The following is a 16,596-nucleotide window of genomic DNA, read 5'->3' as shown; positions in this document are numbered from 1 at the left end:
ATCCACCACAGAGCGGAGGACTCAGAGCATGGCCGGCGCGATGCGCAAGATGGCGGTCTACCTCGGCCTCGTGGAGGACGATGGGTACGACGGCCGCGGATTCGACCCCGACGACGACTTCGAGCCCGAACTGGACCCGGAGCCCGAACGGGACCACCGACGGCATGAGCCGTCGCACCAGTCCCACAGCGCACACCAGTCCCAAAGGGACGATTCGGTACGAGTGGTACAGCCGTCGGCACCGCGTGAACCGGTGTCGCATTCCGCTTCGCTATCCGCAGAATCGGGACGCCCGGCACGTATCGCCCCCGTGGCGTCCATCACACAAGAACGCGCAAGCCTGGAGAAGAACGCACCGGTGATCATGCCCAAGGTCGTGTCGGAACGAGAGCCTTACCGGATCACCACGCTTCACCCCCGGACCTACAACGAGGCCCGTACCATCGGGGAACACTTCCGTGAGGGCACCCCGGTGATCATGAATCTGACTGAGATGGATGACACAGACGCGAAGCGACTTGTCGACTTTGCGGCCGGTTTGGTGTTTGGTCTTCACGGCAGCATCGAGCGGGTGACGCAGAAGGTGTTCCTGTTGTCGCCTGCTAACGTCGATGTCACGGCGGAGGACAAGGCCCGCATCGCAGAGGGCGGGTTCTTCAACCAGAGCTGAGACGCAACACCGGTACAAGGCACGGAACAGGGGAGAGGGAAGCACGGATCATGAGCGTGTTCCTGGACGTGATTCGCATCGCGCTGATGTGTTTCCTCATCGTGCTCATTTTCCGGTTGGTCATGGACTACGTGTTCCAGTTCGCCCGCTCATGGCAACCCGGCAAGGCGATGGTGGTCGTACTTGAGGCCACCTACACTGTCACCGATCCACCGCTCAAGCTTCTGCGGCGGGTCATCCCGCCGCTGCGTCTCGGGGGCGTGGCGCTCGACCTGTCCTTCTTCGTACTGATGATCATCGTCTACATCCTGATCGCGATCGTTGGTCGGCTGTGATGAGCGATGTGACCTACCGTCTTGCCGATGCCGACGACTACGTTGAGGTGAAGAGATGCCGTTGACCCCCGAGGACGTGCGGAACAAGCAGTTCACGACCGTCCGCCTCCGAGAAGGCTATGACGAGGACGAGGTCGATGCCTTCCTCGATGAGGTCGAAGCCGAACTGACGCGCCTGCTGCGCGAGAACGAGGACCTGCGCGCCAAGCTGGCCGCGGCCACGCGCGCGGCCGCGCAGAACCAGCAGAACATGCGCAAGCCTCCGGAGCCGCAGGACCAGCAGGGCGGTATGCCTCAGGGCGGCATGCCTCAGCAGGGCGGTATGCCTCAGGGCGGCATGCCTCAGCAGGGTGGTATGCCGCAGCAAGGTGGCATGCCTCAGCAGGGCATGCGAGGTCCCGGCGCTCCGGTGCCCGCCGGCATATCGGGCCCGCCGCAGCAGCAGATGGGTGGCCCCATGGGCGGTCCCCCGCAGCTGCCGAGCGGCGCCCCGCAGCTGCCGGCCGGTCCCAGTGGCCAGGGCGGTCCGCAGGGTCCTGGTCCGATGGGCCAGGGCGGTCCGATGGGTCAGGGCCCCATGGGCCAGGGCGGCCCGATGGGTCAGGGTCCGATGGGCCAGGGTGGTCCCATGGGCCAGGGCGGTCCGATGGGCCAGGGCATGGGCCAGGGCCCGATGGGCGGCCAGCCCCCCATGCAGCAGCAGATGGGTGGCCCGATGGGCGGCCCCATGGGCGGTCCGATGGGCGGCCACGGTCAGGGCCCCGGTGGCGACAGTGCCGCCCGAGTCCTCTCGCTCGCCCAGCAGACCGCCGACCAGGCGATCGCCGAGGCCCGCTCCGAGGCCAACAAGATCGTCGGCGAGGCCCGCAGCCGCGCCGAGGGTCTGGAGCGTGACGCCCGAGCCAAGGCGGACGCGCTGGAGCGGGACGCGCAGGAGAAGCACCGCGTCGCCATGGGCTCCCTGGAGTCCGCGCGCGCCACGCTGGAGCGCAAGGTCGAGGACCTGCGCGGCTTCGAGCGCGAGTACCGCACGCGTCTGAAGTCGTACCTGGAGTCGCAGCTGCGCCAGCTGGAGACCCAGGCCGACGACTCCCTGGCGCCGCCGCGCACTCCGGCCACGGCTTCTCTGCCGCCGTCCCCGGCGCCTTCCATGGCCCCGGCCGGCGCGAGCGCCCCGTCCTACGGCGGCAACCAGCCCATGGGCGGCGGCCCGTCCCCCGCTCCGCCGTCCTACGGCGGCCAGCAGCAGATGACGCCGGCGATGACCCAGCCGATGGCACCGGTACGCCCGCAGGGCCCGTCCCCGATGGGCCAGGCGCCGTCCCCGATGCGCGGCTTCCTCATCGACGAGGACGACAACTGACGGCGGGCGCGTAGCACGCTGTAGGCATCGGCAGAGCACCACAGGGCGGGGCCCCGGACACATGTCCGGGGCCCCGCCCTGTTGATGCGTGTTGCGCATCCCTGCTCGAGGGCGCGAGAAACCGCGCACGCTCAGGGTGCCGAACCGCAGGTGTGCGGAGGGGAGAAGGGGCGCGGGGCTGTACCGATACGCGGCTCCGCCGCGTGGGCGCACAGCACCTGCTCCGGCCCGTACGTACGAGAAGGGCCCGATCCCCACCGTGGAGACCGGGCCCTTCCTCACAGGGGCGGGCGCCTACGCCTTCCGCAGACGGAACGTCAAAGACAGCCCCTCGTCCACGAACGGGTCGCCGTAGCCGCCGTCGGCGTCGCCCTGCGCGAAGTCCGTCGCCAGCACCTCGTCGGCGATCAGCGACGCGTGCTCCGCGAGCGCGGCGATCACCGCCGGGTCGGTCGACACCCACCGCAGTGCGATCCGGTCGGCCACATCCAGCCCGCTGTTCTTGCGCGCCTCCTGGATCAGCCGGATCGCGTCCCGGGCGAGCCCCGCCTGGCGCAGCTCCTCGGTGATCTCCAGGTCGAGCGCGACGGTCGCACCGGAGTCCGACGCCACCGACCAGCCCTCACGCGGCGTCTCCGTGATGATCACCTCGTCCGGTGCCAGCGTCACGGTCTCGCCGTCGACCTCCACCGACGCCGTGCCCTCGCGCAGCGCCAGCGACAGCGCGGCCGCGTCCGCCGCGGCGACCGCCTTCGCCACGTCCTGCACCCGCTTGCCGAACCGCTTGCCCAGCGCCCGGAAGTTGGCCTTGGCCGTGGTGTCCACCAGCGAGCCGCCCACCTCGGACAGCGACGCCAGCGACGAGACGTTCAGCTCGTCGGTGATCTGCGTGTGCAGCTCCGGGGCGAGCGCGTCGAAGCCCACGGCCGCGACCAGCGCCCGGGACAGCGGCTGCCGCGTCTTGACGCCCGACTCCGCGCGCGTGGCCCGGCCGAGCTCCACGAGCCGTCGTACCAGAACCATCTGCCGGGACAGCTCCGGGTCGATCGCGGACAGGTCCGCCTCCGGCCAGGCCGCCAGGTGCACCGACTCCGGGGCGTCCGGGGCGACCGGCACGACGAGGTCCTGCCAGACCCGCTCGGTGATGAACGGGGTCAGCGGGGCCATCAGCTTGGTGACGGTCTCCACCACCTCGTGCAGGGTGCGCAGCGCGGCCTTGTCGCCCTGCCAGAAGCGGCGGCGCGAGCGGCGGACGTACCAGTTGGAGAGGTCGTCGACGAACGCGGACAGCAGCTTGCCGGCGCGCTGGGTGTCGTACGCCTCCAGCGCCTGGGTCACCTGGTCGGTGAGCGCGTGCAGTTCGGAGAGCAGCCACCGGTCGAGCAGCGGGCGGTCGGCAGGGGCCGGGTCCGCCGCGCTCGGCGCCCAGTTCGACGTACGGGCGTACAGCGCCTGGAAGGCGACCGTGTTCCAGTAGGTGAGGAGGGTCTTCCGCACGACCTCCTGGATGGTGCCGTGGCCGACCCGGCGGGCCGCCCACGGGGAGCCGCCGGCCGCCATGAACCAGCGCACCGCGTCCGCGCCGTGCTGGTCCATCAACGGGATCGGCTGCAGGATGTTGCCCAGGTGCTTGGACATCTTGCGGCCGTCCTCGGCGAGGATGTGGCCCAGGCAGACCACGTTCTCGTACGAGGACTTGTCGAAGACCAGCGTGCCGACCGCCATGAGGGTGTAGAACCACCCTCGCGTCTGGTCGATGGCCTCGGAGATGAACTGGGCCGGGTAGCGGCTCTCGAACAGCTCCTTGTTCTTGTACGGGTAGCCCCACTGCGCGAACGGCATCGAACCCGAGTCGTACCAGGCGTCGATGACCTCCGGCACGCGCGTGGCCGTCTTCTGGCACTGCGGGCAGGCGAAGGTGACCTCGTCGATGAACGGGCGGTGCGGGTCGAGCCCCGACTGGTCGGTGCCCGTCAGCCCGGTCAGCTCCGCGCGGGAGCCGACGACTGTGAGGTGGTCCTCCTCACAGCGCCAGATCGGCAGCGGGGTGCCCCAGTAGCGGTTGCGGGACAGCGCCCAGTCGATGTTGTTGTTAAGCCAGTCCCCGTAGCGGCCGTGCTTGACGGTCTCCGGGTACCAGTTCGTCTTCTCGTTCTCCTCGAGGAGCCGGTCCTTGATCTCCGTGGTGCGGATGTACCAGGACGGCTGCGCGTAGTAGAGCAGCGCGGTGTGGCAGCGCCAGCAGTGCGGGTAGCTGTGCTCGTACGGCAGGTGCTTGAAGAGGAGGCCGCGCTGCGACAGGTCCTCGGTGAGGCGTTCGTCGGCCTTCTTGAAGAAGACGCCGCCGACCAGCGGGACGTCCTGCTCGAAGGCGCCGTCCGGGCGCACCGGGTTCACCACCGGCAGGCCGTAGGCGCGGCAGACCTTGAGGTCCTCCTCACCGAAGGCGGGGGACTGGTGGACCAGACCCGTACCGTCCTCGGTCGTGACGTATTCCGCGTTCACGACGTAATGCGCCGGTTCCGGGAACTCAACCAGCTCGAACGGACGTTGATAGGTCCAGCGCTCCATCTCGACGCCGGTGAAGGTCTGGCCCGTGGTCTCCCAGCCCTCGCCGAGCGCCTTGGCGACCAGCGGTTCGGCGACGACGAGCTGCTCCTCGCCGTTGGTGGCGACGACGTAGGTGACCTCCGGGTGCGCGGCGACCGCCGTGTTGGACACCAGGGTCCAGGGGGTGGTCGTCCACACCAGGAGCGCGGCCTGGCCGGCGAGCGGACCGGAGGTGAGCGGGAAACGGACGTACACGGAGGGGTCGACGACCGTCTCGTAGCCCTGCGCCAGCTCGTGGTCGGACAGGCCGGTGCCGCAGCGCGGGCACCAGGGGGCGACGCGGTGGTCCTGGACCAGCAGGCCCTTGTTGAAGATCTCCTTGAGCGACCACCAGACCGACTCGATGTACTCGGGGTCCATGGTCACGTACGCGTCGTCGAGGTCGACCCAGTACCCCATGCGGGTCGTCAGCTCGGAGAACGCGTCGGTGTGGCGGAGCACGGACTCACGGCACCTGGCGTTGAACTCGGCGACGCCGTACGCCTCGATGTCGGGCTTGCCGCTGAAGCCCAGCTCCTTCTCGACCGCCAGCTCCACGGGCAGGCCGTGGCAGTCCCAGCCGGCCTTGCGGGCCACGTGGTAGCCGCGCATGGTGCGGAAGCGGGGGAAGACGTCCTTGAAGACGCGCGCCTCGATGTGGTGGGCGCCGGGCATGCCGTTGGCGGTGGGCGGGCCCTCGTAGAACACCCACTCGGGGCGGCCCTCGGACTGCTCCAGGGTCTTGGCGAAGATCTTCTGCTCGCGCCAGAAGTCGAGCACGGCGTGCTCAAGGGCGGGCAGGTCGACCTGTGCGGGCACCTGGCGGTACGTCGGCGCTGTCATCTGCGAGCTTCCTCCAACGGACTTGCTGCCTTCCGTCGGAGGGACGAGAGCCTTGTCCTGCCTACGCCGTGTGCGGCGCGCTCCCGCGGTACCACCCTCCTTGGCTCCCCGGGCGCCGTACGCGCCGGTGAGCCCCCTCATTGGGGTCGCGAAACCGGTTCTACTCGCCCGGGGGCTTTCTTCCGGCGGCTCCGGGGTGATCTTCACGTCGCGCCGGCCCCCGGGCTCCCACCGTCCCCGGGTCGCTCTGGGCTGCGTACGCCGCTACTCGTCCCCATCCACGCTTCTCGCTCCGCCCAGTGTACGGCGCCGCGCGGACAGCGGCCGACCCGCTTTCCGGGCGTGGGCGGCGCCAAGCCGTCCACCTGCCAAGATGACCCGAATGGCGCGGTACGCGTGTTCGCATCCTGGGATGTCCGGCGCGGCGGATTACCGCGCGGGGAGCTGGGCACAACGGATGCATACCTGCTGCGTGGGGGGTGCGGGGCAGGCGGATCGGGCGGCGTGCCCCGGTTGCCGCGGGACTCAAGTCGATTTATCGTCCCAGCACGATTCGCGTGCAAGATCACAATATGTGAAGGGGCCGCGGCCATGGTGGCGAAGAAGACCGCCGTACAGCAGTCGGCGTCCGGCCGATCCACGGGCGCGGCTGCCTCCGACGGTGACACCAAGGGGGGCGGCGGAAAGCGGGGCACGCGCCCGGGGGCGACGGCCGTGGCGGATAAAACGGCTGGTGGGAAGGGGCCCGCCGGGAAAACGGCCGCACAGAAGACGCCGGTGAAGAAGGCGGACGGCAAGAGGGCGGACGGGAAGAGGGCGGACGGGAAGAGGGCGGACGGGAAGAGGGCGGACGGGAAGGAAGCCGCCGAGACGGAGACGGCCGAGAACTCGGCCGCCGAGACGAAGGCGGCGGAGAAGAAGGCGACCGCGGCTGGCAAGGGCGCCGCGGGGAAGTCGGAGAAGAGCGCGTCCAAGGCCGCGGCGGCGAAGAGCACGGCCAAGAAGAGCACGGCCAAGAAAGCGGGCGCGGCGCGGGCCGCGAAGCAGACGGGAGCCACGACGGTGGTTGCGAAGAAGACTCCTGGCACGGCCACTGCGGCGGCGGAGACCGCCGTCCCCAAGGCGCGGGTCGCCACGGCGGCTCCGGGCGAACTGGCGGTGCGTCCCGGCGAGGACCCGTGGGCGCCGGAAGAGGTCGAGGAGGCGCGCACCGAGCTGATGGCCGAGGCGCTGCGGCTGCGCACCGAGCTCGACGCCTCGGGCAGCGCCCTGGCCGGCCTGATGCGGGACTCCGGGGACGGAGCCGGTGACGACCAGGCCGACACCGGCACCAAGAACATCACGCGGGAGCACGAGCTGGCGCTGGCCGCCAACGCGCGCGAGATGCTGGAACAGACCGAGCGGGCCCTGGAGAAGCTCGACGCGGGCACCTACGGACTCTGCGAGAACTGCGGAAACCCCATCGGCAAGGCCCGGATGCAGGCCTTCCCGAGGGCGACCCTGTGCGTCGAGTGCAAGCAGAAGCAGGAACGCCGCTACTGAGCATCGGGGTCGCGTGGGGCGTGCCGTAGTCTCGTCCCGAGGCAGGCACCTAGGTTGAGGGACTCACGTGGCAGAGGCGGAGCGCATCATCGGTACGCCGGACACTCCGGACGACGGTGGTGAGGAGACGGCGGCGCCCGGCGTATCCGGCGCGGAGCAGCAGCGGACCGGGGACGAACGGCGGCCCGGGCGCGGACGCCGGATCGCCGTGCTGTTCGCGGTGGCCGCCTTCGCGTACGCCCTCGACCTGGTCAGCAAGACGATCGTGGTCGCGAAGCTGGAGCACCACGCGCCGATCGAGGTCATCGGCGACTGGCTGGAGTTCCACGCGATCCGTAACCCGGGCGCGGCCTTCGGGTTCGGCGGCGCCTTCACGATCATCTTCACGGTGATCGCGGCGGCCGTGATCGTCGTGATCTTCCGCCTGGCCCGCAAGCTCTACAGCTTCCCCTGGGCGGTCGCGCTCGGACTGCTGCTGGGCGGCGCGCTCGGCAACCTCACGGACCGGATCTTCCGCTCGCCGGGGATCTTCGAGGGCCAGGTCGTCGACTTCATCGCGCCCAAGGGCTTCGCGGTGTTCAACCTGGCCGACTCGGCGATCGTCTGTGGCGGCATCCTGATCGTCCTGCTCTCCTTCCGCGGCCTGGACCCGGACGGCACCGTCCACAAGGACTGACCGGGGCCGCGAGCGGTGCCTGAGCCGGGTCCGGAGCGCGGGCCGGACGGGCTTGCGTGCGGCGCTGTCTGTGCGGTCCTGCATACTCGACGGGTGAGCACCGTTCCCGAGATCCGAACCCTGCCCGTGCCCGACGGCCTGGAGGGCGAGCGCGTCGACGCCGCCATCTCCCGCATGTTCGGCTTCTCCCGCACCAAGGCGGCCGAGCTGGCCGCGGCAGGCAAGGTCCAGGTCGACGGCGCGGTGGTCGGCAAGTCCGAGCGGGTGAGCGGTGGGTCCTGGCTGGAGGTCGAGATGCCGGGGGCGCCCGCGCCCGTGCAGATCGTCGCGGAGCCCGTCGAGGGCATGGAGATCGTCTACGACGACGATGACGTGGTCGTCGTCGTCAAGCCGGTCGGCGTGGCCGCGCACCCCAGCCCCGGCTGGACCGGCACGACCGTCATCGGCGGCCTGGCGGCCGCCGGCTTCCGCGTCTCCACCTCCGGCGCCGCCGAGCGCCAGGGCATCGTGCACCGTCTGGACGTCGGCACCTCCGGCCTGATGGTGGTGGCCAAGTCGGAGCGCGCGTACACCTCGCTCAAGCGCCAGTTCAAGGAGCGCACGGTCGACAAGCGCTACCACACGCTCGTGCAGGGCCACCCGGACCCGACCAGCGGCACCATTGACGCCCCCATCGGCCGCCACCCCCAGCACGACTACAAGTGGGCGGTCACCGCCGACGGCAAGCCCTCCGTGACCCACTACGACCTCATCGAGGCGTTCCGCGCGGCCTCCCTGCTGGACGTGAAGCTGGAGACCGGCCGCACCCACCAGATCCGCGTCCACATGGCCGCCCACCGCCACCCCTGCGTCGGCGACCTCACCTACGGCGCCGACCCGACGCTCGCCAAGCGGCTGCACCTGACCCGGCAGTGGCTGCACGCGGTCCGGCTCGGCTTCGAGCACCCCGGCAGCGGTGACTGGGTCGAGTTCGAGAGCGACTACCCGGCCGACCTGAGCAAGGCGCTGGACCAGGTACGCGAGGAGACGTACGGATGAGCACGCGCGCGTACGAGGTGCGGGTCGCCGAGGCCCCCGCCGACCTGGAGGCGTGCTTCGCCGTACGCAAGCAGGTCTTCGTCGTCGAACAGGGCGTCCCCGAGGACGTGGAGTACGACGAGTACGACACCACGGCCCTGCACGTCCTCGCGATCCGCGAGGACGGCGTTCCGCTCGGCACCGGCCGGCTGCTCTACGGCGAGACGGCCGCCGAGAAGACCGACGGCGACCTGTCCCTCGGCTCCCTGGGCCGGCTGGCGGTCTCCGAGGAGGCCCGTGGCCTCGGTATCGGCATCGCCCTGGTCCGAGCCATCGAGGACGCCGCACGCGCGCGTGGCCTGACCGCGGTGGACCTGCACGCACAGGCGCACGCGCTGGGCTTCTACGAGCGGCTGGGCTACGAGCCCTACGGCCCGCAGTACGAGGAGGCGGGCATCCCGCACCGGGGGATGCGGCGCGCGCTGTAGCGGGGCGCACCCCGGAAGACCGCATGGCAGGCTTGAGGCCCGCCGTGTGATCGTCGACTCCCGGAGCGCTGGCCGTGGATCAGTTGGCCCTGTTGTTCGTGCTGCTGCTCGGGGCTCTGGTGAGCGTCCCGGTGGGGGACCGGCTGGGGCTGCCGGCGCCCGTGCTGATGACCCTGTTCGGGATCGTCCTCGCGGTGGCCGACTTCGTGCCGAACGTGAACATCCCGCCCGAGCTGATCCTGCCCGGCCTCCTGCCGCCGCTGCTCTACGCCGCCGTACGGCGGACCTCCTGGCGCCAGTTCACGGCCAACAAGCGGCCGATCTTCCTGCTCGCGGTGGCCCTGGTGTTCGTCACCACGGTGTGCGTGGCCGTCGTCGCCAGCGCGATCGTGCCCGGGCTGCCGATCGCCGCCGCCGTGGCGCTGGGCGCGCTGGTCGCCCCGCCCGACCCGGTCGCCGCGACCGCCGTCGCCGGGCAGCTCGGGCTGCCGCGCCGGCTGGTGTCGATCCTGGAGGGCGAGGGCCTCTTCAACGACGTCACGGCCATCGTGCTGTACCACGTGGCGATCGCCGCGGTGATCAGCGGCACGTTCTCGCCCTGGCGGGCCGGGCTGGACTTCCTGCTCTCCGCCGTGGTCGCGGTCGCGGTGGGGCTGGTGCTCGGCTGGGGCGCGAACAAGCTGATGGACGTGCTCGGCGACGCGACCCTCCAGATCGGCCTGACCCTGCTCGTCCCGTACGTCTCCTACGTCCTCGCCGAGGAACTGCACGGCTCCGGGGTGCTCGCCGTGCTCACCACCGCCCTGTTCATCGCCGAGTACGCCACCGACGCCGACGACGTGATGACCCGGCTCGCCGGATACACCTTCTGGGACATCGTCGACACGCTGGTCACCGGCGTCGCGTTCGGGCTGATCGGCCTGGAACTGCACAACGCGATCCGTACGGCGTCCGGCCGCTGGGGCGAGCTGCTCGGCTGGGCGGCCGCGATCGTGGGCGTGGTCGTCGTGGTCCGGCTGGTGTGGCTGCTGCCGGCGACCTGGCTGACCAAACGGCTGCACGCCCGGCGGGACTACGACGAGGAGATCCCGACCAGCTGGCGGGAGACCGTCGTGATGTGGTGGTCCGGGATGCGCGGGGTGGCGTCGGTGGCGCTGGCCCTGGCCATTCCGCTGAAGACCGACGACGGATCCGCCTTCCCGGACCGGGACGAGATCGTCTTCATCGCGTTCGGCGTGATCATGGCGACGCTGGTGCTCCAGGGACTGACCCTGCCGTGGCTGGTGAAGCGGCTGGGGGTGCGGGCCGACACCGAGCAGGAGAAGGAGTTCGAGAAGGAGCTGGCGGTACGGGCGGCGAAGGCGGCACGGCGGCGGCTGAAGGAGATCGAACAGGTCGAGGACCTGCCGGAGGACGTGACGGAGCAGATGCTGCGGCGGGCCTTCGAGATCGGGTTCCGGATCAGTCCCGAGGTGGCGGAGGACGAGCGGCGCGAAGGGCACGACAAGCGGGCGAGGCGGTTGAAGCGGTTGCGGCGGATCCAGCAGGAGATGCTGAGCGCGGCGCGGCACGAGGTGCTGGCGGCGCGGAGCGAGCCGGGGGCCGATCCGGAGATCGTGGACCGGGTGCTGCGGCATCTGGACGTCCGCAGCCTGCGCTGACCACCTGCCCGCCCGAGCCCCCCCGGGTCGGGCGTGCGTGGTCCCTTGCGGTCACACATCTTTGCGGTCATACACGCGGTCATACAAACGTATGGCCGTTGTGGATATCCGAAGGCGCGGTCGGCGGTGCGCTCGTAGTCTCGGATCATGGCTCGGAACATTGTGATCAGTGGTGGAGGAACAGGGATCGGGCTCGCCGCGGCGCGGGTGTTCGCCTCCGACGGGGATCGGGTGCTGCTGCTCGGGCGGCGCAGAGAGGTGCTGGAGAAGGCCGAGGTGCCGGGGGCGGTCTGGTACGCCGCCGATCTGACCGAGCCGGCCGACGTACGGGGCGTGGCGCGGTACGTCGCCGACGAGATCGGCACCGTGGACGTGCTCGTCCACAGCGCCGGAGGGAACGCGGCGTTCGCGCCCGACGCGGAGGCCGGCGATCCGCTCGACGCCGTCGCCCGCACCTGGACGGGCAACTTCGCGCAGAACACGCTGACCGCCGTCCTGCTCACGGAGGCGCTGAAGGACCGGCTCGCCGACCCCGGCGGGCGGGTGCTGTTCCTCAGCTCCATCGCCGCGTACCGGGGCTCGGGGACCGGTTCCTACGCCGCCGCCAAGGCGGCCCTGCATCCGTACGCCCATGATCTGGCCCGGCAGCTGGGGCCGCGCGGGGTCACCGTGAACGTGGTCGCGCCCGGGTACGTGGAGGACACCGAGTTCTTCGGCGGCCCGGTCGAGGAGGCGCGGCGGGAGCGGCTCGTCGCCGAGACCTCGACCGGGCGGGCCGGCATACCGGGGGACGTCGCCGCGACCCTGCACTGGCTGGCGTCCCCGGCCGCCGGGCACGTGACCTCGCAGATCGTCCAGGTCAACGGCGGCGCCGAGCGCGGCCACTGACGGGAGCGGAGCGGTCAGCCGCCGCGGCCGGTGCGGGGCGGCTCGTGCAGACGCCGGGCCGTCGCCACCCCGTCCTGGGAGGGGATGATCCCGCCCGGCGGCCGGACCGCGTCGGCCGTGTTGACCCGGGGCAGGGCGTAGGGGTGCTCGGCGGCCAGCCAGGTGATCATCTGCTCGCGGACGTTCACCCGGACCGTCCAGACGTCGTCCGAGTCCTTGGCGGTCATCAGCGCCCGCACCTGGATGGTGTTCGGCGTGGCGTCGGTGACGACCAGGCTGTAGTCCCGCCCGTCCCAGGCGGGGCACTCGCGCAGGATGTCCCGGAGCCTCTCACGCATCGGCTCGATCGGCGCCGAGTGGTCGAGATGCCAGTAGACGACCCCGGTCATCTGCGAGGTGCCCCGGGACCAGTTCTCGAAGGGTTTGGAGGTGAAGTACGACACCGGCATGGTGATCCGGCGCTCGTCCCAGGTCCGTACCGTCAGAAAGGTCAGGGTGATCTCTTCGACCGTGCCCCACTCGCCGTCGACCACGACCGTGTCGCCGAGGCGCACCATGTCGCCGAAGGCGATCTGCAGACCCGCGAACATGTTCGCCAGCGTGGACTGGGCGGCCACACCGGCGACGATGCCGAGGATTCCGGCGGAGGCCAGCAGTGAGGCGCCGGCCGCGCGCATCGCCGGGAAGGTCAGCAGCATCGCCGCCACGGCCACCACGCCGACGATCGCCGTCACCACGCGCATGATCAGCGAGACCTGGGTGCGCACCCGGCGGACCCGGGCCGCGTCGGTGTGGCCGCGGGCGTAGCGGGTGTACGAGGTGTCGACGACGGCCGCCGCGATCCGCACCACCAGCCAGGCGGCCGACCCGATCAGTACCAGGGTCAGCATCTGGCCGACGGCGACCCGGTGCCCCAGGAGCAGCTCGGCCTTGCCGTAGGAGCCTCTGAGCAGGGCCGCGCACAGCACCAGCTGGTAGGGGATGCGGGCCCGGCGCAGCAGGCCCCACAGGGGTGTCTCGCTGTGCCGCGCGTCGGCCTTGCGCAGCAGCAGGTCGGTCGCCCATCCGATCAGCAGGGTGAGGACGACGGCGCCGCCGACCACGATCAGCGGGCGGAGTACGTTCTCCATGTCCATGGGTCGGAACGTAACCAGATCGGCGGGGTCCTGAACATGCCGACCGGTGTCGAGGGCGTCACAAGTGCTGTCGGTGCCGGCTGGCACCATGGGCGCATGAACATCATTCTCTTTCACTCGACCTATGGCCTCAGGCCCGCGGTGCGCGAGGCCGCGGACCGGCTGCGTGCCGCGGGGCACGAGGTATGGACGCCGGACCTCTTCGAGGGGCGCACGTTCGACACGGTCGAGGAGGGCATGGAGTTCAACGAGTCGATCGGCAAGGACGAGCTGCTGAGGCGGGCGGTGCTGGCGGCGGCGCCGTACTCGGCGCGCGGGCTGGTGTACGCGGGGTTCTCGCTGGGCGCCTCGATCGCGCAGACGCTGGCGCTGGGCGACGAGCGGGCGCGCGGGCTGCTGCTTCTGCACGGCACCTCGGACATCGCGCCGAACGCCGCGGTGGACGAGCTGCCGGTCCAACTGCACGTGGCCGAGCCGGACGCCTTCGAGACGGACGACTGGCTGAGCGCCTGGTATCTGCAGATGGGCCGGGCCGGTGCCGACGTGGAGATCTACCGGTACGCGGGCGCCGGGCACCTCTACACCGACCCCGGGCTGCCGGACTACGACGAGGAGGCCGCCGAGGCCACCTGGCGGGTGGCGCTCGGCTTCCTCGGCACGCTGTAGGTGACGGCTACACCGGGTCGTAGGTGCGCTCGACCTTCTGGGTGCCACTGCGGGTGCGGTACGAACGCTCCCAGGACGAGGTCGCGTCGGCCTTCGTCTTGTCGGAGAGGACGTAGTAGTCCATCTGCGCCCGGGCGGCGGTGATGTCCAGGATGCCGTAGCCGTGCCGGTCGGTGTCGACCCAGTGCACATGGCGGTTGGCCAGCTGGATGACCGGCGCGGCGACGGTGGAGACGACACCCGGGGAGACCTTGAGGAGGTCGTCCAGGTTGTCGGAGGTCACCGAGGTGACCACGAACTCGGTGGCCGCGGAGGCGGAGAGCGGGTAGGTGCCGGCGTCCACCGGCACGTCGTTGGCCCACGCCATGTGGATGTCGCCGGTCAGGAAGACCGTGTTGCCGATCGCGTTGGAGCGCAGGTGGGCCAGCAGCTCGCGGCGGTCGTCGGTGTAGCCGTCCCACTGGTCGGTGTTGAGGGCGAGGCCGTCCTGCGGCAGGCCGAGCAGCTTGGCGAGCGGCCCCAGCAGGTCGGCGGAGAGCGAGCCGATGGCGAACGGCGAGATCATCACCGAGTTGCCGACCAGCCGCCAGGTGGTGTCCGAGGCCTTCAGCCCGGCCTTCAGCCAGTCGAGCTGGGCGCGGCCGGTGATGGTGCGGTCCGGGTCGTCGACCGAGCCGCTGCCCGTGGAGACCTGCTGCGAGCGGAAGGATCGCAGGTCGAGCAGGGAGAGGTCGGCGAGCTTGCCGAAGCGCAGCCGGCGGTAGGTGGTGCCGGCGAGGGCCGGGCGGACCGGCATCCACTCGAAGTAGGCCTGCTTGGCGGCGGCCTGACGGGCCGTCCAGGTGCCTTCGGCACCCTCGGTGTGGTTCTCGGCACCGCCGGACCAGGAGTCGTTGGCGAACTCGTGGTCGTCCCAGATCGCGATGACCGGCGCCTTGGCGTGCAGGGCCTGCAGGTCGGTGTCGGTCTTGTACTTGCCGTGCCGGGTGCGGTAGTCGGCGAGGGTGATGATCTCGTGGGTGGGCGCGTGCTGGCGGACCACGGTGTCCCGGGTGCCGTACTCGCCGGTGCCGTACTCGTAGATGTAGTCGCCGAGGTGCAGCCACGCGTCCAGATCGCCCCGGGCGGCCAGGTGACGGTAGGAGGCGAAGTAACCGGCCTCCCAGTTGGCGCAGGAGACCACGCCGAAGCGCAGGCCGGAGACGGCGGCGTCGGCCGCCGGGGCGGTGCGGGTGCGCGCCACCGTGGAGTCCGTGCCGCCGGCCGAGAAGCGGAACCAGTAGTCGGTGGCCGGGGCCAGGCCGCGGATGTCGGCCTTGACGGTGTGGTCGGAGGCGGCGGTCGCGGTGGTGGAGCCGCGGGAGACGACGTTGGTCAGCGCCTTGTCGGTGGCGACGGTCCAGCTGACCTCGGTGTCGGCGCCGACACCGGAGCCCGGGGTCGCGTCGGCGCTCGGCGTCACCCGGGTCCACAGCAGGACGCCGTCGGGCAGCGGGTCGCCGGAGGCGATGCCGTGCAGGAAGGCGGGGGCGTCCGAGGCGGCCCGGGCCGGCAGCGCGGCGGCGAGCGGGGCGGCGACGACGGCAATGCCAGCCGTCGCCGCCGCGGCCTTGACGACCGTACGGCGGCGCGGGGAGAGGGAATTGGCACCCTCGGAGGCCTGTGATGATCTGTTTCGACTGGTCACGTCCGATGAGGTTACTGACCAGTATGAACAAGAGCAGGCGAACCAGTAAAAGTTCGCCTGCTCTTCACGCGGAGCTGGAAATTCCGCTCGACGTCAGGCCTTGAGGGCCGCGTCCACCACGGAGTTGAAGGCCTCGACCGTCATCGGCGGGTTGCCGCTGGAGTCGGCCGTGAGCATCTTGCCGTTCATGACGAAGCTCGGAGTGCCCGTCACGCCGTCCTTGTTGGTGTCGAAGGTCTTCGACATGGCCAGCGCCCAGGCGTCGTACTTGCCCGACTTCACGGCGTCCTGGAAGGTCTTGTTGTTCTTCAGCGCCGGGACGGTGTTGGCGACCTGGATGAGGTAGCTGTCGTTCTTGAACTTGTCGTCCGTCTCCTCGGGGTGCCACTTCGTCGAGTAGAGGGCGGTCTTGTACTCCAGGAACGCCTCGGGGCTGACGTTCAGCGCGGCGCCCATGGCGCTCATCGTGTTCTTGGAGCCCTCGCCGTTGGTGCCGATCTTGCCCTTGCCCAGCGAGTCGCCGTCGATGAACGTGCCACCGATGTACTGGATCTTGAACTTGCCGTCGTCGATGTCCTTCTTCACCGTCGAGCCGACGGTCTGCTCGAACTGGGCGCAGATCGGGCAGCGCGGGTCCTCGTAGACCTTGAGGGTCTTCTTGGCGGTGGACTTGCCGATCACGACCGTGGTGCCGTCGGTGCCCGTGGTGTTGGCCGGGGCGACGACCTTGGCGTCCTTCTCGTCCTCCCAGTAGCCCGGCTTGTTGGCCTGGACGACGGCGTAACCTATGCCGCCCGCCGCGGCCAGCACGGCCACGACCGAGCAGGCCACGATGACCTGGCGCTTGACCTTGGCGCGTTTGGCCTGCTTCTCGCGCTCGACGCGCAGTCGCTCCCGGGCCGCGTTCTTGGCGGACTGGCTGTTCCGCTTGCTCATGTTGGTGATCTCCATATGGGACGCGCACATGTCGTACGCGGGATACGTGTGGGGGACTCGTCGTGCTCGAACGACGGGTGTGCTGGCGAGGGAGGGGCG

General features: G+C 70.5%; 14 protein-coding genes. 10 read left to right on the top strand and 4 right to left on the bottom strand.

What is annotated here, in order from left to right; genetic code table 11:
- Positions 1–28: 28 nt before the first annotated feature.
- From sepF to AB0D59_RS21475, 3 genes are read left to right on the top strand one after another with little or no spacing between them, the layout of a single operon-like run.
- On the top strand, positions 29–670 hold the full coding sequence (sepF, locus tag AB0D59_RS21485) for a cell division protein SepF (protein WP_362567487.1): 642 nt from the start codon (positions 29–31) through the stop codon (positions 668–670).
- Between the two features lie 50 nt (positions 671–720).
- The gene (locus AB0D59_RS21480; protein ID WP_362567485.1) at positions 721–1,005 is read left to right on the top strand and encodes a YggT family protein; all 285 of its coding nucleotides are present in this window, start codon (positions 721–723) and stop codon (positions 1,003–1,005) included.
- A gap of 55 nt (positions 1,006–1,060) precedes the next feature.
- Positions 1,061–2,368, top strand: coding sequence for a DivIVA domain-containing protein (locus tag AB0D59_RS21475; RefSeq protein ID WP_362567482.1), 1,308 nt, complete (start codon positions 1,061–1,063; stop codon positions 2,366–2,368).
- 294 nt (positions 2,369–2,662) lie between these two features.
- Here AB0D59_RS21475 and ileS read toward each other — a convergent pair whose 3' ends face one another.
- Entirely contained in the window at positions 2,663–5,800 is a 3,138-nt protein-coding gene (ileS, locus tag AB0D59_RS21470; protein WP_362567480.1) for an isoleucine--tRNA ligase, read from the bottom strand.
- 591 nt (positions 5,801–6,391) lie between these two features.
- Here ileS and AB0D59_RS21465 point away from each other — a divergent pair.
- From AB0D59_RS21465 to AB0D59_RS21440, 6 genes are all read left to right on the top strand, one after another.
- The gene (locus AB0D59_RS21465; protein ID WP_362567478.1) at positions 6,392–7,342 is read left to right on the top strand and encodes a TraR/DksA C4-type zinc finger protein; all 951 of its coding nucleotides are present in this window, start codon (positions 6,392–6,394) and stop codon (positions 7,340–7,342) included.
- A 67-nt stretch (positions 7,343–7,409) separates the two neighbouring features.
- Positions 7,410–8,018 carry a signal peptidase II gene (lspA, locus tag AB0D59_RS21460; protein ID WP_351695252.1) on the top strand — a complete coding sequence of 203 codons (609 nt, stop codon included), beginning with the start codon at positions 7,410–7,412 and terminating at the stop codon, positions 8,016–8,018.
- Positions 8,019–8,111: 93 nt separating this feature from the next.
- Positions 8,112–9,056, top strand: coding sequence for an RluA family pseudouridine synthase (locus tag AB0D59_RS21455; RefSeq protein WP_362567476.1), 945 nt, complete (start codon positions 8,112–8,114; stop codon positions 9,054–9,056).
- Positions 9,053–9,523 (top strand): GNAT family N-acetyltransferase, encoded by a 471-nt coding sequence (locus AB0D59_RS21450; RefSeq protein WP_362567473.1) that lies wholly within the window; start codon positions 9,053–9,055, stop codon positions 9,521–9,523. The genes AB0D59_RS21455 and AB0D59_RS21450 overlap by 4 nt, the downstream gene beginning before the upstream one ends.
- A 74-nt stretch (positions 9,524–9,597) precedes the next feature.
- Entirely contained in the window at positions 9,598–11,184 is a 1,587-nt protein-coding gene (locus AB0D59_RS21445) for a Na+/H+ antiporter (protein WP_362567470.1), read from the top strand.
- A 147-nt stretch (positions 11,185–11,331) separates the two neighbouring features.
- Entirely contained in the window at positions 11,332–12,072 is a 741-nt protein-coding gene (locus AB0D59_RS21440) for an SDR family oxidoreductase (RefSeq protein WP_362567467.1), read from the top strand.
- A 14-nt stretch (positions 12,073–12,086) separates the two neighbouring features.
- On the opposite strand, the gene AB0D59_RS21435 is transcribed toward AB0D59_RS21440, so the two are convergent.
- Positions 12,087–13,202, bottom strand: a complete 1,116-nt coding sequence (locus tag AB0D59_RS21435; protein ID WP_362567873.1) for a mechanosensitive ion channel domain-containing protein — start codon at positions 13,200–13,202, stop codon at positions 12,087–12,089.
- Positions 13,203–13,304: 102 nt separating this feature from the next.
- Here AB0D59_RS21435 and AB0D59_RS21430 point away from each other — a divergent pair, with 102 nt between their 5' ends.
- Positions 13,305–13,874 carry a dienelactone hydrolase family protein gene (locus AB0D59_RS21430; protein ID WP_362567464.1) on the top strand — a complete coding sequence of 190 codons (570 nt, stop codon included), beginning with the start codon at positions 13,305–13,307 and terminating at the stop codon, positions 13,872–13,874.
- A 7-nt stretch (positions 13,875–13,881) separates the two neighbouring features.
- Here the strand turns inward: AB0D59_RS21430 and AB0D59_RS21425 are convergent, their stop codons facing one another.
- Entirely contained in the window at positions 13,882–15,561 is a 1,680-nt protein-coding gene (locus AB0D59_RS21425) for an alkaline phosphatase D family protein (RefSeq protein ID WP_362567461.1), read from the bottom strand.
- A 93-nt stretch (positions 15,562–15,654) separates the two neighbouring features.
- Positions 15,655–16,497 carry a thioredoxin domain-containing protein gene (locus tag AB0D59_RS21420; protein WP_362567458.1) on the bottom strand — a complete coding sequence of 281 codons (843 nt, stop codon included), beginning with the start codon at positions 16,495–16,497 and terminating at the stop codon, positions 15,655–15,657.
- Positions 16,498–16,596 lie beyond the last annotated feature (99 nt).

Source organism: Streptomyces sp. NPDC048417, from assembly GCF_040651615.1.
GTDB lineage: Bacteria > Actinomycetota > Actinomycetes > Streptomycetales > Streptomycetaceae > Streptomyces.
Note: the sequence above shows the minus strand (reverse complement) of the source record. Positions and strands in the feature narration are given on the sequence as shown.